The following is a 20,389-nucleotide window of genomic DNA, read 5'->3' on the forward strand; positions in this document are numbered from 1 at the left end:
ACTGCTATTACTGTGGTTGTTTGGGTGTGTGGTGGGTTGTTGGTGATTTGTATAGTGGTTGCGAGCATCTTTATTTTTTGTGTTTTGTGTTTGTGTTTAGTTTTGTTGGGCATTCGGTGGATGCCTTGGCATCAAGAGCTGATGAAGGACGTTGCGGCCTGCGATATGCCTCGGGGAGTTGGCGAGCGAGCTTGGATCCGAGGGTGTCCGAATGGGGGAACCTAGCCCTGGTTGTGTGGGGTTACTGTCATCTGAACGTGTATAGGGTGATGGGGGGAACGCGGGGAAGTGAAACATCTTAGTACCCGTAGGAAAAGATATTCCGTGTGTAGTGGCGAGCGAAAGCGGATGATGGCTAAACCGTGTGCGTGTGATTAGTCGGCGGGCGTTGCGTGTGCGGTGTTGTGGGGCTCGATCGTTCCATCTCTGCCGGGGTGGGGTTTTGTTGTGTTGTGGGAGTTGAACATTCTGGGATGGGTGACCGTAGTGCGTGATAGTCGTGTAGGCGGACCGTGACATGATGGGACGGGTTGGGTGCCCGAGTAGTGCGGGGCTCGTGGAATCTCGTGTGAATCTGCCAAGACCACTTGGTAAGCCTGAATACTTCTTGGTGACCGATAGTGCATAGTACCGTGAGGGAATGGTGAAAAGTACCCCGGGAGGGGAGTGAAATAGTGCCTGAAACCGGGTGCCTGTAAGCCGTCAGAGCCTTGTGGGGTGATGGCGTGCCTTTTGAAGAATGAGCCTGCGAGTCAGTGATGCGTGGCGTGCTTAACCCGTGTGGGGGATGCGTAGCGAAAGCGAGTCTGAAATATTGTTGGGCGTGTGTCGCGTGTTCTGGACCCGAAGCGGGGTGATCTACCCATGGTCAGGTTGAAGCAAGGGTAAGACTTTGTGGAGGACCGAACCCACCTCAGTTGAAAATGGGGGGGATGAATTGTGGGTAGGGGTGAAAGGCCAATCAAACTCCGTGATAGCTGGTTCTCCCCGAAATGCATTTAGGTGCAGCGTTGTGTGTTGCCTGGTGGAGGTAGAGCTACTGGATGGCTGATGGGCCTTTTGGGTTACTGACGTCAGCTAAACTCCGAATGCCATTAGGTTGAGCATGGCAGTGAGACTGCGGGGGATAAGCTTCGTAGTCGAGAGGGAAACAGCCCAGATCATCAGCTAAGGCCCCTAAGTGTGCGCTAAGTGGGAAAGGATGTGAGATCGCGGTGACAACCAGGAGGTTGGCTTAGAAGCAGCCATCCTTGAAAGAGTGCGTAATAGCTCACTGGTCAAGTGGTTTCGCGCCGACAATGTAGCGGGGCTTAAGTGTACCGCCGAAGCTGTGACATTCACACGTATAAGACCTGAGGGGCAAAGCCTTTTGGGTTGTGTGGGTGGGTAGGGGAGCGTCCTGCTCGCGGTGAAGCCTGCTGGTGATGGTTGGTGGAGCGTGTGGGAGTGAGAATGCAGGCATGAGTAACGTTTGGCGGGTGAGAATCCCGTCCGCTGATTGACTAAGGGTTCCAGGGGCAGGTTTTTCCGCCCTGGGTTAGTCGGGTCCTAAGGCGAGGCCGACAGGCGTAGTCGATGGGTGACCAGTTGATATTCTGGTACCGCGTAATAACCGACAAGTGCTGAAGCTGGTGTGCTAACCATTTGCCGCTGCTCGCCTTTCCCTTTTGGGGTTGGGTGTTGTGGTGGTTGTGGGGTCCTGCTGGTGTGTAGGTAAGCGTGTTAACAGGGGTGACGCAGGAAGGTAGCTGGCGCACACTGGTGGTTTGTGTGTTTAAGGTTGTGGCCTGTTGCTCAGGTAAATCCGGGTGACATTGTGGGTGAGGACTGATGAGGCTGGCCGTTGTGGTTGGCTGCTGGTGATCCTATGCTGCCAAGAAAAGCCTCGACGTGAGGGGGTTACGCGCCCGTACCCTAAACCGACTCTGGTGGTCAGGTAGAGTATACCGAGGCGTTCGAGTGAATCATGGTTAAGGAACTCGGCAAAATTCCTCCGTAACTTCGGGATAAGGAGGACCTCCGGCGGTCTCACGCCCATGCGGTGTGGTGGTGGTTGGGGGTCGCAGAGAATAGGGAGAAGCGACTGTTTATCAAAAACACAGGTGCGTGCGAAGTCGTAAGACGATGTATACGCACTGACGCCTGCCCGGTGCTGGAAGGTTAAGAGGAAGACTCAACCATACTTGTGTGGTGAAGGTTTGAATTTAAGCCCCAGTAAACGGCGGTGGTAACTATAACCATCCTAAGGTAGCGAAATTCCTTGTCGGGTAAGTTCCGACCTGCACGAATGGCGTAACGACTTCTCCGCTGTCTCGACCGTGAACTCGGTGAAATTGCAGTACGAGTAAAGATGCTCGTTTCGCGCAGAAGGACGGAAAGACCCCGGGACCTTTACTATAGCTTGGTATTGGTGTTCGCTTTCGCTTGTGTAGGATAGGTGGGAGACTGTGAAGCTGTCGCGCTAGCGGTGGTGGAGTCGTCGTTGAAATACCATTCTGGTGGGAGCGGTCATCTAACCTTGGCCCGTGATCCGGGTTGGGGACAGTGCCTGGTGGGTAGTTTAACTGGGGCGGTTGCCTCCTAAAATGTAACGGAGGCGCTCAAAGGTTCCCTCAGCCTGGTTGGTCATCAGGTGTTGAGTGTAAGTGTACAAGGGAGCTTGACTGTGAGACCGACGGGTCGAGCAGGTGCGAAAGCAGGAACTAGTGATCCGGCCATGGCACGTGGGTGCGTGGTCGCTCAACGGATAAAAGGTACCCCGGGGATAACAGGCTGATCTTGCCCAAGAGTCCATATCGACGGCATGGTTTGGCACCTCGATGTCGGCTCGTCGCATCCTGGGGCTGGAGTTGGTCCCAAGGGTTGGGCTGTTCGCCCATTAAAGCGGTACGCGAGCTGGGTTCAGAACGTCGTGAGACAGTTCGGTCCCTATCCTCTGTGCGCGTAGGAAACTTGTGAAGGGCCGTCCCTAGTACGAGAGGACCGGGATGGACGAACCTCTGGTGTGCCAGTTGTACCGCCAGGTGCATGGCTGGTTGGCTACGTTCGGGAGGGATAACCGCTGAAAGCATCTAAGCGGGAAGCTTGCTTCGAGATGAGGTTTCCGCACCACCCTTTGGTGGTGGAAGGCCCCCAGGAGACTACTGGGTTGATAGGCCAGAAGTGCAAGCCTTGTAAGAGGTGTGTGAGCTGACTGGTACTAATGGGCCAACACTAAACAACAACACACACACAATTATTGTGTGTGGCACAATGAGTGTTGTGTTTGCAACCACTATACGAATCACCCACAACCCACACAACAAGAGCCAAACCCCAACACACGGGGTTAGGGCAGTGTGTGTGGACCAATAGTCTTGTGGTGGTCATAGCGTGAGGGAAACGCCCAGCCCTTCCTTTTCGAACCTGGAAGCTAAGCCTCACAGCGCCGATGGTACTGCACTTGGGAGAGTGTGGGAGAGTAGGACACCGCCACAACAAACTTTCACTGTGAGCCGACACCCCCCAACGGGGGGTGCCGGCTCACACACACATAACCACACATAACCACGCGTCCCACACAAAACGGGACACAACCAACACCACACACACGGGACACACTTGCGACAGACGTCCAGCCCTACCCATACCACCCGTATGGAATAGACGACAGTTCGATCCGTGCCATTGTCACCGTGGCGACCTCGCTATACGCTTTCACTGTAATTATTTGACCGTTAACAATTACTGTCAATAGGAGTACATATGACACGTCTTGCAGTCGTCCTCGGATCCGTTCGCACTAACCGCGTGGGACAGGGTGTTGCAGAATGGGTGGTTTCCAAGGCAAACAACGTTGAGGGTGTCCAAGCGGAACTTGTCGATATCAAGTCTTTCGATTTACCGCTGTTCGCTGAACCCGTACCAACGGCAGTATCTGCGCCCCAGGACCCCGCAGGGGCCCGCTTCAATGAGACAGTCAAGAGCTTCGACGCCGTGATCATTGTGACACCCGAATACAATCACTCAATCCCGGGTGCGTTGAAGAATGCCCTTGACTTCCTTGAGCCGTCCGCGCTCGCTCGTAAGGGCGTTGGACTTGTTGGATACTCCTTCACCGGCGGGCTCCGCCCGGTTGAACACCTGCGCCTGATTCTTGCGAATTTCCAGGCTGCGGTCGTTAACCCGCAGGTTTCTCTCTCGTTGGTCACTGATTTTGAGAACATGTCAGAGTTCAAGCCTGCTGCTTACCATGACGGCGAAGTCGAGGGCATGGTCGCGGAAATGCTTGCTCAGGGCAACGCGCTGGCCTCTTTGCGTGCATGAGCTCAGCCCCGGAATCGTGTGTGAAGTTTGGGATGTCTCAGCCTCTGGTGGGATAGACCCGGTTCACCTGTGATCCTGCGGCGTTAGCCCTAAGAAACGCGGTATCCCGGTTGCGGGATGCCGCGTTTCTCTGTTTCTTGTGCCGATATGGGGACGAGGACGAAGCTCCCATCACCTCATCATCAGCCGCTCTTTTGCGTGGGTGCGTGGGTTTTTTCGGGGTGAAGACGCGGCGTGCAGCCAACTCGTCCTCGTCACGCGCTGTGCTTCCATGCGAAGGTGACGACGACGGTGCAAAGATGAGACGATGTCACGGTGAGCACCCATGAGAATCCGATTCAACCTTCAGGGTCCCTTCTTCTGGCCGCAACGCCCATCGGCGATATCGAGGACGCCTCGCCCCGCCTGATCCGGGCGCTGGCCGAGGCCGAGGTTGTTGCTGCAGAAGACACGCGCCGTCTGCTCGCGCTGGCGTCACGCCTTGACGTGCGAATCAACGGGAAACTTGTCAGTCTCCACGATCACAACGAGGCTGAGCGCGCCGAATCCGTTGTCGACCTTGCTGAGGGTGGCGCACGTGTCCTCGTTGTATCGGATGCGGGAATGCCAACGGTCTCGGATCCGGGATTCCGCGTTGTCAGAGAAGCTGTGAGACGAGGAATTCGTGTCAGTGCACTCCCTGGACCTTCTGCTCCCATCACTGCGCTTGCCGTCTCAGGGCTGCCGTCGGATCGATTTGCCTTCGAGGGGTTCCTGCCGCGCAAAGACGGGGAGGCCCGGCGCTATCTTCACGCACTTGCGTCTGATCCCCACACACTGATCTTTTTTGAGTCCGCGAAACGGTTGAACGACACTCTCGTGCGTATGGCGGAGGCATTCGGCGGGACACGCGATGCCGTGGTGTGCCGGGAACTGACAAAAACTCACGAGGAGATCATCCGCGGTGACCTCAACTCATTGATCGCGACGACAGCTGGTGAGGTTCTCGGCGAAGTGACGATCGTTGTCGCCGGATTCACAGGTCACGGTGACGCCCTGGAATACGCTGAAGCAGTCATTGCACTCGCTCAGGAAGGGATGCGCCTCAAGGAAGCCGCCGTGCAGGTTGCACAGGCCACAGGGCTACGCGCAAACGATCTTTTCCGGGCGGCCCTTCGACGCAAGGACGAGGCCCAGCGGGGCGAGGACGAGGAAACCCGCGAAAACAGTTGACGACGGCAAAGAAGAAGTAGTCGGCGCGTCTCCCACGACGGCGTGGTGGAGGAGCCCAAGGGGATCGGAAGCTGTTCTTTAGTGGCTGAGCGTGAGGCAGCCTATGTTGGTAAAACGACAGATCAGCCACGTTTTCTTCGTGGTGGCCCTGACATTTTGGTGGGATGGTGTCGTCCTCGTGGCAATGACCGCCAGATGTGGACAGGTTCACTACAACGTGATGGAGGCAAGGTGGCCACCGAAAGACCCAAACGGCGCATAGGCCGCATGATTTTCCGTATCCTCAAGGGCATCCTCAAAGCTCTGATCGCAGTGCTCATTATTGCGCTGATGTGGGTCACCAATACGATGCTCCCCGGGTTCTCTCGGATGGCGAATTCCATGCTCGGCGGACCAAATCAATCATGGGACAACTCGCAGGTCAGTGCGGAAGGTCTTGACCTTGACTACACCAAGGCCGACTACGACAAAGACTCCATTACCGAGGCCGAGCGTGACCTCGATGAGCGGATCACGGGGGAAGGTTATGTTCTCCTGAAAAACGATGACCAGGTCATGCCGTTCGAGAGAGGAACAACGTTCTCTTTCTTTTCCGAGGCGTCAAAGGTTTTGTCGTCCTCGCAGAATATGATGACGATGCTCACTGGGGCAAAGGCAAGTTTTGATGGTCTGAATACCGCACTTGAGGCGGAAGGCTTCTTAGCGAATATGCAGCTGGAAGAGGTCTATGCCAAAGGAGCCTGCGCCGACTACACAATGGGTCCAGGATCGGTGGGTTTCGGTGACGGAGAAGATTTCTCGATTAACGAATGCCCGTTGAATGTTCTCAAAGAATCCGGCGTCCTCGAATCCGCGAAGAACACGGTCCCGGTTTTCGTGATGAAACGGGTTGCCGGTGAGGGGCGTGACATGCCTCGATCGATGTACAACCACGCTAAAAGCGCCGAAGACAAGGCGCGTTCGTATATGGAACCGGATTCGACGGAACGTGAGATTCTCCAGTACCTCAATGACAATTTCTCCGAGGTCCTCCTGGTGATTAACACCGCGTCCGCATTGCAATTGGACTGGTTGAATGAGTACCCGTCGATCAAAGCGGTGCTTTCTGTTCCCTCGGCGGGAACATATGGACTCAGCTCCTTTGCACGGATCCTCTCAGGTTCTCTCAACCCCTCCGGACGTACCGTCGATACGTGGTCCGGTGATATTGCAGCGTCACCGGCGGCTCAGAATTTCGGAGATTATCAGTATGTCGATGCAAATGGAGAACTGACGAAGTACAACTACGTGTCGTACGCGGAAGGGATCTACGTTGGCTACAAGTACTACGAGACGCGCTACGAAGACCTCGTCCTCGGCCAGGGGAATGCCGGTGACTTCACCTATTCCCGTGAGGTGATCTACCCCTTTGGATACGGCCTGAGCTACACGGAGTTCGCCTGGTCGGATTTCTCTCTCACGTGGAATGGTGACGAAGCCACAGCGACGGTCACCGTGACGAACACGGGCAGTGTTGCCGGTAAAGACGTTGTTGAAATTTATGCACAGAGTCCCTATACCGACTACGACAAAGAGAATTCCGTTGAAAAATCGGCTATTGAACTCGTCGGGTACGCAAAGACGCAGGTGCTTGAACCGGGAGCACGTGAAACCGTTGACGTGACCTTGACGAAAGACCAGCTCAAAGCATATGACTCACACGGCGCCAAGACCTATATCCTCGATGCCGGAACGTACTACGTGACTGCCGGTCGTGATGCGCACGACGCTGTGAACAACATTCTGGCGGCTAAGGGGAAAACCGAGAAGGACGCAATGACCGCGGCTGGAGACTCAACGCTGGTTGCCCAGTGGAGTCCCTCGAACTCGGACGTTGACACCACGTCCTTTGCCAAGGATCCGGCTACCGGAGTTGCCGTGACGAATCTTTTCGATGACGCGGCTGGTGATATCACCTACCTCAGTCGTCAAGACTGGACGGGCACTTTCCCGAGGAACGATGGTGAAGTGTCAACCACCATTTCAACGTGGGGCAACGAGATCAACGGCACAGATCAGAACGGGGAGGCGGCCTCGTTCCTCTACACGAAGGAAGCAAGCCCCGAACTCATCGCGAAGCTTGACTCCACAGAGTCGGGGAACCCGGATGACCTGACATCCATCACCGACACTCCCGTGTATGGAGCCAATCATGGCCTGACGTTGGCGTCGCTCAGAGGAGCAGACTTCGATGACCCGAAGTGGGATCAACTGCTTGACCAACTCACTCCCGCGGACTATCAACTCTCGATTGCTCGCGGTGGATACGGGACAGAACCGTTGAAATCAGTGGGGAAGCCTTTCTCGATGGATGCGGACACCGCTGCTGGCCTCATCTACGGTGGAACCGGCATGATGTTTGCAACTCCCATCACCCTGGCGCAGACGTGGAACCCCGATATCGCCTCCGAATACGGGAAGATGATCGGCAACGAGGCGCTGCTTGGCGGGGCGAATGGCTGGTATGCGCCGTCAATGAACATTCACCGCAGCGCATATTCGGGCCGTAATGGGGAGTATTTCTCCGAGGACGCTTTCCTTTCTGGAGCGATTGCCGCAGCTGAAGTCAAGGGAGCCGCATCCAAAGGAATGTATGCGACCATTAAGCACTTTGCCCTCAACGACCAGGAGAATCATCGCGGTGACCGCGAGGGTCAGTACTCGATTGCCACGTGGGCAAATGAGCAATCGATCCGTGAAATCTACGTCAAACCCTTCGAGATGGTGATGAAGGTGGGCAACGTTGATCTCAAGTACACGCAGTGCGCACAAGACGGAACCTGCCACGTCAAGAGCCGGGAGTACCCCGCGGCAGCAGGCATCATGACGGGCTTCAACCGGATCGGGGCCACGTGGACAGGTGGTTCATACCCTCTGCTCACAGGCCTCGTGCGCAACGAGTGGGGTTTCGATGGGTGGATCATCACCGACAACGCCAATACGGGTGTGTTCATGGATGCTCATCAGATGCTTCTTGCCGGAGGTGACACGAAGCTGACGACCTTGGATCAGTCGGACATGTGGACCTTTGATGAGAATGATCCCGTTGAGTACCACTACGGGCGTGCCGCGATGCATCGTCTGCTGTACACGATTGCTCATTCGCACGTGATGAACGGGTCCATGCCGGGAAGTGAACTGACGTATGGCATGCAGAAGGTCGATCAGATTCGTCTTGGGGTCGCAGTGGTTGGTGGAATCATCCTCATCCTGCTTGCGTGGACGACGTGGCGTAACCACAAGAAATACGCGCGTGAGCGTGCGCAGCGACGCCAGAGGCAGATTCCGGGAAGCGTTGAGGAGGAAGTCTTCAGACAGTAGCCATTCGTTTCGCTCGACCTCCTCGACCTCGTTGAGGGGCGGGTGATCGTCGGAGTCCCCAAGGTTAGTGCCCCGATGGTCTTTGCACGCGTAGAAACGGTATTGTTAGCCACTATGAGTCGTATTCTGTCTGCCGTTGCGTGGCCTTACGCCAACGGCCCCCGTCATATTGGTCATGTTGCCGGATTCGGCGTTCCCTCCGATGTGTTTTCGCGATACATGCGAATGGCCGGCCACGATGTCCTCATGGTGTCGGGCACGGACGAACACGGAACTCCGATCCTGGTTGCCGCTGACCAAGAGGGAGTGACTGCGAGGGAACTTGCCGACCGCAACAACCGCATGATCGTTGAAGACCTTGTTGCCCTCGGCCTCTCCTACGACCTCTTCACCCGCACGACCGCGGGCAACCACTACCGGGTTGTCCAAGACATGTTCCGTACGGTCCGCGACAACGGCTACATGATCGAACAGGTCACGCATGCTGCGATCTCACCGTCCACAGGCCGTACCCTGCCGGATCGCTACATCGAGGGAACATGTCCGATCTGTAGCGCCGAGGGTGCGCGCGGCGACCAATGCGACGCCTGTGGAAACCAACTGGACCCCACGGACCTCGTTGATCCCCATTCACGGATCAACGGCGAGACCCCGAAGTTCGTGGAGTCCACTCACTGGTTCCTTGACCTGCCCGCCCTCGCCGAAGCTCTGTCCCAATGGCTTGATGAGCGTGAAGAATCGGGAACGTGGCGGCCCAATGTCATTAAGTTTTCCAAGAACTTCCTTGAAGATATCCGCCCGCGTGCCATGTCGCGTGACATTGACTGGGGCATCCCGATTCCCGGCTGGGAGGACCAGCCGACAAAGCGCCTCTACGTGTGGTTCGACGCTGTGATCGGATATCTGTCGGCGTCGATTGAGTGGGCACGCCGCACGGGTGATCCGCAGGCGTGGCGCCAATGGTGGAACGATCCAGAGGCCCTGTCCTACTACTTCATGGGCAAAGACAACATTGTTTTCCACTCGCAGATTTGGCCGGCTGAACTTTTGGGGTACAACGGTCAGGGTGCGCGTGGAGGAAACCCCGGTGACCTCGGGGTGCTTAACCTGCCAACCGAGGTCGTGTCCTCTGAGTTCCTGACGATGGAGGGTAAGAAATTCTCGTCCTCGCACGGGATCGTCATCTACGTTCGCGACTTCCTTGAGCGTTATCAGGCGGATGCGCTGCGCTACTTCATTTCGGCGGCCGGACCGGAGACCTCCGATTCAGATTTCACGTGGGCGGAGTTTGTGCGCCGGACGAACGGTGAGCTTGTCGCTGGATGGGGAAACCTCGTCAACCGGACCGCCTCGATGATCGCGAAGAAATTCGGTCAGATCCCGGCCCCTGAGAGCCTTGAGGATATTGACCGTGGCCTGCTTGATGCGATCAATGAGGGGTTTGCAACCGTTGGGGATCTGATCCGTCAGCACCGTCAGAAGGCTGCGCTCGCCGAAGCGATGCGTCTTGTGGGTGAGGCAAATAAGTATGTGACGGATACGGAGCCGTTCAAGCTTAAAGCTCCCGAGCAACAGGGACGCCTGGCAACGGTCCTGCATACGCTCGCTCAGGCGGTGATGGACCTCAATCTCATGCTGTCACCATTCCTGCCTCACGCGGCGAACGACGTGGACCGGGTCATGGGTGGCGGTGGGCAGATCGCTCCGATGCCACGCATTGAGGAGGTTGAGGAACTGGATCCCCAGGTTCTTCCCGAAGCCTTCGATGGACGCGCCGGCTATCCGATCATTACGGGTGACTACACGAATGTTCCCACGTGGGAACGTCACGAGATCGTTGTGGGCACGCCGATCGTCAAACCAACGCCCGTGTTCACCAAACTTGACGAGTCGATTGTTGAGGAAGAACTCGCGCGTTACGCCAGTATTCTGCCCGATGACATCACGGGAGCCTGAGCCCATCGGGAGCACATGTTCCCAGAAGCGTTGAAGTCCCCACGAAAGGCCCCACCGTACTTGAGACGGTGGGGCCTTGGGTTTCCTCATTAACGAGGACGCCCCCGCCGAGCGCCACAGCGCCCAGTGGGGGAGAAATCCCTCAAACGGTGAGTGAACGAATCACAGGGACGTCGAAGGAGTCGGCTGTGACGATGTCGGAGGCTTGGGTCGGCGGTCAACAAAGAACGCTGAAATGATGAGGACAACGCCGAGTACTCCGATGAGTCCGATGAGCAACACAGCGATGTCGACGGCCTTACACAGTGCGAGAATGATGAGGAATACTCCCGTCAGGCACACCACGGACGCCCAAACAAGCTGACCGACGCGGATCCCTTGAGCAGGTTCCTCCGGTAAATCGCGTGGATCGGTGGGAGTGATGCTGTGAGCGGTCCATACGCGATGATTCGGATCAGGTGCCAGGCCAGCTGTGTCCGGCGCATCTGCCTCGTTGGGAGTGACGGTTGGCGCGGTCGTTGTGTCCTGGTGGCTGTCTGGCGATGCGCTATGAAGCTGTTGAGTCGGTGTTTCCTGTCCAGATTCCTGGTCGACGTGTGACGGTTCAGTGGGCAGCGGCAGAGTGTGGGAGCTGTCCTCGGTGGACGGCTGCTCGGGCAGTGCCTCCGTCGGCGTGTTTTCTGTTGTCATGATGCGTTCCTCCAAGACGTTACGAATAAATCTCATGGGGCGCGGCGCAAACCACGGAAGAAACGACCGTGCGCTGAGAAGGTGAGGGGATGGGGGAGAAGGCGAGGTTCGTCCTCGTTAATTCCGTGGTGGGTGAGGCTGATGTGGCCGAGCTCGATGACTGAGGAGATTGGGGCGAGGACGGAGTCACAGCTTCCGATTGCGGTTCGTCAAGGGGCTGAACTGTGTCATCCACAGCTAAAGTCAGCCAATCAAGGCTGGTGTTCGCGGGGATCAGCAGCGTGATTCCTCGATCCTTTGACCAACGGGGTGACTGTACGGCCACTGTTCCCTCGTCCGTGGGGTCACAGTTGTCGAGGGCGTCGGTCCAGCGAAGATCCGGGGCGGAGACGTCAAAGACTGTGCCTTCGCAGATCACACGTACGGGCTGATCTGAGCGGATTATCACGTGAAGCGCTGCCCACGTCGAAGGATCAACGGTGATTGTCTTATTTACTGACTCAGGAGCGTTACTGAGATCCAGCTCGGCATGACCCGACGAGGAATCCGAGGAAACGATGTCAGCTTGCCACCCGTAGTGGGCGGTGTTCACCTCTGAGCGGGAAAAAGAGGACCAGGAATCATCTTCGGTGACATGCCAGGCGCCGCCAACCAAAGCCGTTGGACCAGCAAGGAACATGCCGATGATTGACAAAGCGATGAGCCACCCGGCCCCCCGATCACGAAGGGAAGCCGAGACCAGTGCGAGACCCGCGATGAGTAAGCAAACTCCGCCACCGATGAGGCCGATGGTCATGACGCGATTGTTGATTTCTTGGGAGAGACCATCGCTCAAGGAGGTGTGATACATGAGGAAGAAAGTCGTTGCCATTGCAAGGACCACGAGACCAGTGACAATGAGGCTTTCACGCAGACTCACGACGCGGACCCTGGTGCGGGGCGGATTCCACTGCCGCGGAGGGGTTGGCATGGGAGCGGCTTGGCCGTAACCCTGAGGAGAATATCCGGAAGTAGGGCGAGCGGAGGACTGCCAGGGAGCGGGAGCCGGTTGAGTGCTCCCCATCGCATACGTCCCGCGATTCTCGGGAGCGGGTGCGTTTGGGGTCTGTGGAGTTCCGGCGTGTGAACCAGGGGCTGGAGCCCCGAAAGAGTTGGGAGTATGAGCCCCCGGTGTTCCGTGTTGATTCGGTGAAGACATTGGTGAAGGAATCCCTCCGTATGGGTTGTGGAACGTCGAGGAGGTGTTTGGGATCGAGGACGAGCGACCATTGCGAACAGCAAAGAAAATGATGAATCCGATGGTGACGAAGAAAAGGAACCCGAGGATCCCAAAGAATGCGCTGAAGGATGAGCTAAAGAAGAACGGTTTGGGGAAGAAACTGCTCAGGCTGATGAGAATCAGCAGGAAAGCCCCGAGCTGGGCTCCGTCGAATCGTCCTTCGACAAGTTCTTGCAGGTGGATGCGGCCATCGCGCTGTTCAGGAAGAAGTAGCCAGAGGAAACCGTAGAGCGCAATGATCGGCGTGAAGAGAATCGCTGCGATGATTGTTACTCCACGGACGAGGGCAACATCCCATCCGAGCCGCGCAGCTGCTCCCGAACAAACACCGCCGATCACTCGAGGTTCGGCGCGGAACCAGCCTGACCACCGCAGCGAATGAAAGAAACCACGAGGCTGAGGATTGGGAGCCTGGGGAGTTTCAGATGGGTCGCTCATTGCGCTCTCCTTGACGTTCGGGTCATGTCGTGCGTGTTCATGACATCTACTGTGGTCCTTTTCGGTGAAAACAACCATTGGGGACTGCCCTGAAACTCCCCTGAGTTAATGCCCTCACCTCGAAATCAGGGGGACAGTCGTGTGAAGATACGAGGGTGAATAGGTCCAGAGGTCGTCGACACGAACGCCGCTCGGCTGCCGTCGATACGCAGGGGTGGGTGCCTCCTCAGGCAGTGCATACCCGTCCGCCGCTGCGGCGAGCAACGGGACAGTCTGGGCTGTGGCCAACCCCGTGGTTGGCTGGAGTGTGCTCGGGACTGTCGGTTCACCTGGGAATGTCGGTGGGGCTCATTCGCGCACTCATGGTGCTCTTCGTCCCGGTCTTCGGCATCGTTTTTCTTTTCTACCTGTGGCTCTGGGTGATGATCCCGAGGGAAGAACTACGGGACATGACCCCCGAGAGTCCGGGACTGACTCGGGGATTGACGTCGGTGACCGCAGATCATCGCAACGTCGCCACGCGAAATCGACTGTTCATGGCGGGCATCATCATGCTCGGCATCGCAATCACAGCGGTCATCATCGCGCGCTCGGGAGCTTTGGATCTTCGTGAAATTATCGCGATTCTCGCCGTGATCGTTGGTCTCGGCCTCGTGTGGTCACAGGGAGGCAACCTCTCAAATTGGCAGTCCGTGTCATTCCTCGGCGCCGTATCATCGGGAGCTGTTCTCCTGATTTTCGGCATTGTCCTCATCGTTGGACGTAACGATCCGCCGCTCATTCTTCTGCGCGGAGGACTGCTGGGGGCCGCCGTTGTTGCCGGCGTGCTCTTCGCTTTTGCTCCTCTGTGGTTGCGTACATCGAAGGATTTGTCTGCGGTGCAACGTCAGCAGGTTCGTGACGCAGAACGTGCGGACATCGCCGCCCACCTGCATGATTCAGTGCTTCAAGCACTCACCCTCATTCGTTCGAGCGCCGATGACCCCACCCGTGTTCGCGCAATCGCGCTGACAGAGGAACGTGAGCTGCGCTCGTGGTTGTACACGGGGCACGACGAGGTTCAAGATTCCCTTGCTCGGGCTGTCAAGGAAACAGTTGGAGGCATTGAGTCTCGCTACGGCATTGCGGTCGATGTGGTCACCGTGTCCGACATGCGTCCGGGTCCTGGAGAGATTGCGTTGATTGCCGCCCTCGGTGAGGCTGTGGCCAATGCGGTTCGACACGGAGCGCCACCGGTGTCCGTTTACGTGGAGGTTCGCCGCACGGTCGTTGAAGCATTCATTAAGGATTCGGGTGGAGGATTCCGCCTGGAAGATATTCCCTCGGATCGTCACGGGGTACGTGATTCAATCATTGGCCGTATGGAACGTGCAGGTGGCAGCGCACGAATCCGCACGCTGGCTGTTGGAACAGAGGTCTCTTTGTCGATTCCCCGAACCGAGGAAAGCGGCGCTGATTCGCTCTAAGAGAGAGCTTGTCATGTATTGTCACAGGGGAGTCACCAGGGATCCAAGGAGAACACGTGACTATTCGACTCATTGTCATTGATGATCATGCGATGGTTCGCGCGGGGGTTCGCGCCGAACTTGAGGCATCGGGAGCTGATTTCGAGGTTCTCGGCGAGGCCGCAGATGTTGAGGGGGCAATCGCTGCGTGCCACGAGCTGCGACCGGATGTCGCCCTTTTAGATGTCCACCTCCCAGGAGGTAACGGCGGTGGCGGGGCGGAAGTCGCCGCGTCCTGCCAGGACGTTGAGGGGTTGCGCTTCCTCGCTCTGTCCGTGTCCGATGCGCCCGAGGATGTTGTCCAGGTTATCCGTGCGGGTGCTCGCGGCTACGTGACGAAGTCGATTACGACACCCGACCTCGTCGAAGCCATTGAACGTGTGGCCGTCGGGGATGCGGCGTTCTCGCCTCGTCTGGCGGGCTTCGTTCTTGATGCCTTCGGCACGGGTGACGTCTCAATTGGCGAGGACGAGCTGGACCTACTCTCGGCCCGAGAGCAGGAAGTCATGAGGCTCATTGCCCGTGGCTTCACCTACAAGGAAGTGGCATCGGAGCTTTTCATTTCGATCAAGACGGTTGAGACTCACGTGTCGGCGGTGCTGCGTAAGCTCCAGCTGTCGAACCGTAATGAACTCACCCGATGGGCAGTCAAGCGTCACATCGTGTGATCTCGGGGTCGTTGGCGTTACTGACGTCGGCGAGTGCCCCGGGTTTCTCGGTACTATCTGCGCGCTTGACGTGCGCCAGACCGTGCTTCTGTGCCTTGTGAGTAGAGGGTTGCCGCACGTGCTTTTTCTCAGCTGCGGGTTCCAGAACATGTTCCATACGACGACGCGCTCATCGCTTCGGTTGCCAAGGCCAATGGGATGACTATGGTGACTCGAAATACTCGACATTTTCAACCAATCGATATCGCGGTCATCAACCCCTGGAACGAGGACATCCGTGGAGATATGTGCGTATAGGCACAGTCAATCCGGCTTTTCTCAGCGCTTGGGGAGTTGAGAACGCGCTAGAGTAGTCGGGCGGAAGATTGAAGATCCTGGCACCGGAGGACGGCATGCATCGCATCGGATTTGACCGCAAGAAATACCTGAAGCTTCAGTCTGAGCATATCGCCGCCCGGCGCGCACAATTCGGCGGAAAACTGTACTTGGAGTTCGGCGGGAAACTCGTCGACGATATGCACGCCTCCCGCGTTCTTCCGGGATTTACCCCGGACAACAAGATTGTGATGCTTTCCGAATTGGCTGAGGACGTGGAGATCATCGTTGCCGTCAATGCGAAAGACTTCGCGCGGCGCAAGGTTCGTGCAGACTTGGGGACAACGTACGAGGACGAGGTTCTTCGACACATTGATGCTTTCGGAGAGTATGGCCTCAAAGTTGGGTCCGTTGTCATTACGCAGTGGACCGACGATAACAGGGAAGCGAAAGCTGTGCGGCGTCGCTTCGAGAAACTGGGGATCCGCGTGTATCGCCACTTCCCGATCTCCGGCTATCCCTCCGATGTAGCGCAGATCGTGTCCGATCATGGGTACGGGAAGAACGAATACATCGAAACGGAACGAGACCTCATTGTTGTCACGGCTCCCGGCCCCGGTTCCGGCAAGATGGCGACCTGCCTGTCGCAGCTCTATCACGATCACAAGCGCGGTATTCGTTCCGGGTACGCGAAATGGGAAACCTTCCCCATCTGGAATCTTCCCCTCGATCACCCCGTGAACATTGCGTACGAGGCTGCGACCGCCGACCTTGATGACGTCAACATGATCGACCCATTCCATCTGGCTGCCAACGGTGTGCAGACGGTGAACTACAACCGCGATGTTGAGGTTTTTCCCGTACTCAAGCGGCTGTTCGAGCAGATCCTCGGGGAATCTCCGTACAATTCACCAACGGAGATGGGGGTCAACATGGCGGGCCTGTCGATTTGCGACGATGAGGCGTGCCAAGAAGCATCGAAACAGGAAGTCCTTCGACGCTACTACAAAGCCCTGGTCGTCGAGAAGAAAGAACTGCTTGATCCGGTCCAATCCGAACGGATCGCTTTGCTCATGAGCCGCTTGGGGATCAATAAGGACGACCGCCCGGTTGTACGTCCGGCACTGAAAGTTGCGAAGGCAACGAAAGCTCCGGGTGCAGCGATTGAACTCCCTCACGGGGAAATCGTCACCGGCAAGACATCGGCGCTGCTGGGCTGTTGTTCGGCAATGTTGCTGAACGCGTTGAAGAAACTTGCCGGTCTTGATGACTCAGTCAAATTGCTTGCCCCCGAATCCATTGAGCCGATCCAACACCTCAAGACCGGTCATCTGGGTTCGCGGAACCCGCGTCTGCATACTGACGAGGTGCTCATTGCCCTGGCGGTGTCAGCTAACGGTGATGATAACGCCCGACGTGCCCTAGATCAGCTGGGTGTACTCGGTGGCTGTGATGTTCACACTTCAACGATCCTTGGGTCCGTGGATGAGGGGATCTTCCGTTCCCTGGGTGTCCAGGTGACGTCGGAACCCGTGTACGCAACGAAGTCGCTGTACCGCAAGCACTGAGACGGTGCCCGATGACGTGGAGTGCGTGACATTTCGTCATCGCGCGGCGCACGTCGGGTGGGTGCTGCCCGGCCTACCGGTGATGTGAGCACGTCATGTCGAGTGTGGTCATGCGTGGTGCCATGTCTTCAGATGCAAGAGCCCTGTCTTAGAGTGGAGGAGCCATGACTGATTACACCGCACTTCCTGACCTGGGATCAGGCCTCCTCAACGATGGAGACAACGAAGCCGCTTTCGACATGATCCCGACCTACGATGTTGCTCCCGACCGTCCGCACGACGGTCAGGGGAGCTGGGCAGACGCGTCCACAACGGCTCGACGTGGGGACATCAACGGGTGGCCGCCGGTTGCACGTCCGGGTGGTGCATCCTATGGTTTCCCAGCGGATGAGAGGGAATTCGATCCCGATTCTCTCCTCGAAGGGCTCAACGACCAGCAGCGTCAGGCCGTTGTTCATCAGGGGGACCCTCTGCTGATCATGGCGGGTGCCGGATCGGGAAAGACCCGCGTGCTCACGCACCGCATCGCGTATCTGCTGGCAACGGGACGCGCCCGGGCCGGACAGATCTTGGCAATCACCTTCACCAATAAGGCAGCTGCGGAAATGCGCGAGCGCGTGTCGCAGCTCGTTGGTGATGATGCGAGGCGGATGTGGGTGTCAACATTCCATTCCGCGTGCGTGCGGCTCCTGCGCTATGAGCATCAGGCGGTGGGCCTGCCGTCCTCGTTCACGATCTATGACGCCCAGGATTCTCAGCGGCTCATTCAGATGATCCTCAAAGCCGACAACGTTGACGTCAAGCGCTTCACGCCGAAAATGATTGCCGCGAGAATCTCAGATCTCAAGAATGAGCTCATTACCCCGCAGCGATACGCGGACACGGCGGGAAAAGACCCGATTTCCCGGATCGTCAGCCAGACGTATTCGCAGTATGCCAATAGGCTCGCCCAAGCCAATGCCGTGGACTTCGATGACCTGATCATGCGGACCGTCCAGCTGCTCACCGAAAATCCCGCGATCGCTGAGCATTATCACCGACGTTTCCGCCACGTCCTCGTTGACGAGTACCAGGACACGAACCATGCGCAATACATGCTGGTTCGCGCCCTCGTTGGCAGTGGAGATGACGGGGTAGCGCCGGGGGAACTCACTGTCGTTGGAGATTCGGACCAGTCGATCTACGCATTCCGCGGCGCAACGATTCGCAACATTGACGAGTTCGAGCGTGACTTTCCTGGAGCGCGAACAATCCTCTTGGAGCAGAATTACCGCTCGACGCAGAACATCCTGTCGGCCGCAAATGCCGTTATCGCAAAGAACGTGGGACGCCGGCCAAAGAACCTGTGGACAGCATCGGGTGATGGTGCGCCGATCGTTGTGGACACCGCGGAATCTGAGCACGACGAAGCACGATTCATCATCCGCGAAATCGATCGCCTCCACGATGACGGGACAGATTGGGGAGACATCGCAGTTTTTTATCGAACAAACTCCCAATCCCGCGCAATTGAAGAATTCCTTGTTCGACAGGGAATCCCCTATCGGGTTGTCGGCGGCACCCGCTTCTACGAGCGTCGTGAGATCAAGGACGCGCTGGCCTACCTCCAGGTTGTGTCGAATCCGGACGACACCGTTGCTGTTCGGCGAATCCTCAACACGCCGCGCAGAGGTATCGGAGCAAAAGCTGAGGATGCGCTCCTGGCTCACGCGGACCGCTACGGACTTTCCCTGGGCGGAGCTCTTCGCGACGCATGGGTCGCGGCCGGCAGGCCCGCCGGTGAAGGGGAGGGCATCTCGATTGACGCCGGTGAGCGAGAAGCCCCTGAGCACGCTGTCGGTACCAAAGACATCACTCACGAGGACGAGGTCAACGAAACGGGGCGGGAGGTCCAGGGGCTGACTGCTCGCGCTGCGAAGTCTGCCGCGAACTTCTGGGGCCTCATTGAGACGCTTCGCGCGGCCGAGCGGGCCGGCGCTACCCCCGCGGATCTCCTCGAAGAAGCCCTCGACCATACGGGATACCTCGCTGAGCTGCGCGGGTCTGAAGATCCTCAGGATCAGTCGCGTGTGGAAAACCTCGCGGAGCTTCATTCGGTTGCCCAAGAGTTTTCCGCGCTCATCGCAGCTGCACCAGCGCAGTCGGTCACTCCCACTGACGCGGACCCGCGCGATCAGGCGAACGCTGCGTCGGCGACTCGACCGGCAGATGAGGGGACCGTCGGGGGAGAGGACGCAGACTCGTCCTCGCCAATTGATGAGGACCCGCATCTGGGGGTGCTGGCGGCGTTCCTTGAAAGGGTTGCCCTGGTTGCTGATTCTGACCAGGTCCCAGATGAGGGACAACGCAGCGGTCAGGTGACGTTGATGACGGTGCATACGGCGAAGGGACTGGAATTCCCCGTTGTTTTCGTCACCGGAATGGAGGATGGAACATTCCCGCACCAACGGTCCCTGGGAGAGGCAGAGGAGCTCGAAGAGGAGAGGCGCCTGGCGTATGTGGCGATTACGCGTGCCCGCAAACGCCTGTATCTCACGCGCGCGGTCGTGCGATCAGCGTGGGGAACTCCCCAAGAAATGCCTCCGTCGCGCTTTCTTGACGATATTCCGTCCGAGCTGATTTCTATGCGTCGTGATGGGCCGTCCTGGACCAAACGTCGTTCGGGGTATTCCTCAGCGGGGTATTCGTCGGGGGCGCGTTCACTGGGGAAAGATCCGTGGGGAGATGCTGATTCCGGTCCGGTTTTCGGTTCGGGACGAGGACGATCGGGCGATCTCGGGTCGGGGAATTCGCAGAGTCCGCGCGTCGGGGCCGGGCGGCCGATTGTCCGTTTCGGTAGGAGCACGCCCGCGGCTAAGGCAGCACAAGAAGACACCCCGATGCTCGTTCTTGCGGCCGGTGACCGGGTGCGACATGAAACCCTGGGGACAGGAGTGGTCCTTGGTGTGGAAGGTCAGGGACGGCAGACCGTTGCGCGAGTGCAATTTGGGACGAAAGAAAAGCGTTTGCTTGTGCGGCTTGCGCCTATGGAGAAGCTCTGACGGCGAGGAACGACGTGGAGAGCAGTATCACAATCTAGGACTTTTGTCTCAT

Annotated in this window: 10 protein-coding genes and 2 rRNA genes; 10 read left to right on the plus strand and 2 right to left on the minus strand. The window is 57.6% G+C overall.

Annotated features, from left to right (window positions below; genetic code table 11):
• Positions 1 to 93 precede the first annotated feature (93 nt).
• The 6 genes from G7Y41_RS01875 (at position 94) to metG (ending at position 10,833) form a co-directional block, all read left to right on the plus strand.
• Positions 94 to 3,222, plus strand: a 23S ribosomal RNA gene (locus G7Y41_RS01875).
• Positions 3,223 to 3,357: 135 nt separating this feature from the next.
• Positions 3,358 to 3,477: ribosomal RNA gene (rrf, locus tag G7Y41_RS01880) — 5S ribosomal RNA — on the plus strand.
• Between the two features lie 267 nt (positions 3,478 to 3,744).
• Complete coding sequence (locus tag G7Y41_RS01885) at positions 3,745 to 4,305, plus strand: NADPH-dependent FMN reductase (RefSeq protein ID WP_165218943.1); 561 nt, start codon at positions 3,745 to 3,747, stop codon at positions 4,303 to 4,305.
• Positions 4,306 to 4,620: 315 nt separating this feature from the next.
• Positions 4,621 to 5,517 carry a 16S rRNA (cytidine(1402)-2'-O)-methyltransferase gene (gene rsmI, locus G7Y41_RS01890; RefSeq protein ID WP_165218940.1) on the plus strand — a complete coding sequence of 299 codons (897 nt, stop codon included), beginning with the start codon at positions 4,621 to 4,623 and terminating at the stop codon, positions 5,515 to 5,517.
• A gap of 231 nt (positions 5,518 to 5,748) precedes the next feature.
• Positions 5,749 to 8,877 carry a glycoside hydrolase family 3 N-terminal domain-containing protein gene (locus G7Y41_RS01895; protein ID WP_196819532.1) on the plus strand — a complete coding sequence of 1,043 codons (3,129 nt, stop codon included), beginning with the start codon at positions 5,749 to 5,751 and terminating at the stop codon, positions 8,875 to 8,877.
• Between the two features lie 114 nt (positions 8,878 to 8,991).
• Positions 8,992 to 10,833, plus strand: coding sequence for a methionine--tRNA ligase (gene metG, locus G7Y41_RS01900; protein WP_165316207.1), 1,842 nt, complete (start codon positions 8,992 to 8,994; stop codon positions 10,831 to 10,833).
• Positions 10,834 to 10,995: 162 nt separating this feature from the next.
• Here the strand turns inward: metG and G7Y41_RS01905 are convergent, their stop codons facing one another.
• Both G7Y41_RS01905 and G7Y41_RS01910 read right to left on the minus strand, forming a co-directional pair.
• Complete coding sequence (locus G7Y41_RS01905; RefSeq protein WP_165316206.1) at positions 10,996 to 11,523, minus strand: hypothetical protein; 528 nt, start codon at positions 11,521 to 11,523, stop codon at positions 10,996 to 10,998.
• A gap of 19 nt (positions 11,524 to 11,542) precedes the next feature.
• The gene (locus G7Y41_RS01910) at positions 11,543 to 13,240 is read right to left on the minus strand and encodes a PspC domain-containing protein (RefSeq protein WP_165316205.1); all 1,698 of its coding nucleotides are present in this window, start codon (positions 13,238 to 13,240) and stop codon (positions 11,543 to 11,545) included.
• A gap of 155 nt (positions 13,241 to 13,395) precedes the next feature.
• Between G7Y41_RS01910 and G7Y41_RS01915 the strand changes: the two genes are divergently transcribed.
• The 4 genes from G7Y41_RS01915 to G7Y41_RS01930 all read left to right on the plus strand — a co-directional run bounded on the left by G7Y41_RS01915 (position 13,396) and on the right by G7Y41_RS01930 (position 20,337).
• Complete coding sequence (locus tag G7Y41_RS01915; RefSeq protein ID WP_331272609.1) at positions 13,396 to 14,706, plus strand: ATP-binding protein; 1,311 nt, start codon at positions 13,396 to 13,398, stop codon at positions 14,704 to 14,706.
• Between the two features lie 56 nt (positions 14,707 to 14,762).
• A complete protein-coding gene (locus G7Y41_RS01920) occupies positions 14,763 to 15,413 on the plus strand; it encodes a LuxR C-terminal-related transcriptional regulator (RefSeq protein ID WP_165218928.1) in 651 nt (216 codons plus the stop codon).
• Positions 15,414 to 15,805: 392 nt separating this feature from the next.
• Positions 15,806 to 17,296 carry a DUF1846 domain-containing protein gene (locus tag G7Y41_RS01925; protein WP_165218919.1) on the plus strand — a complete coding sequence of 497 codons (1,491 nt, stop codon included), beginning with the start codon at positions 15,806 to 15,808 and terminating at the stop codon, positions 17,294 to 17,296.
• Between the two features lie 164 nt (positions 17,297 to 17,460).
• Complete coding sequence (locus tag G7Y41_RS01930) at positions 17,461 to 20,337, plus strand: ATP-dependent helicase (RefSeq protein ID WP_165316204.1); 2,877 nt, start codon at positions 17,461 to 17,463, stop codon at positions 20,335 to 20,337.
• Positions 20,338 to 20,389: the final 52 nt, after the last annotated feature.

This window comes from Schaalia sp. ZJ405, assembly GCF_011038885.2.
GTDB lineage: Bacteria > Actinomycetota > Actinomycetes > Actinomycetales > Actinomycetaceae > Pauljensenia.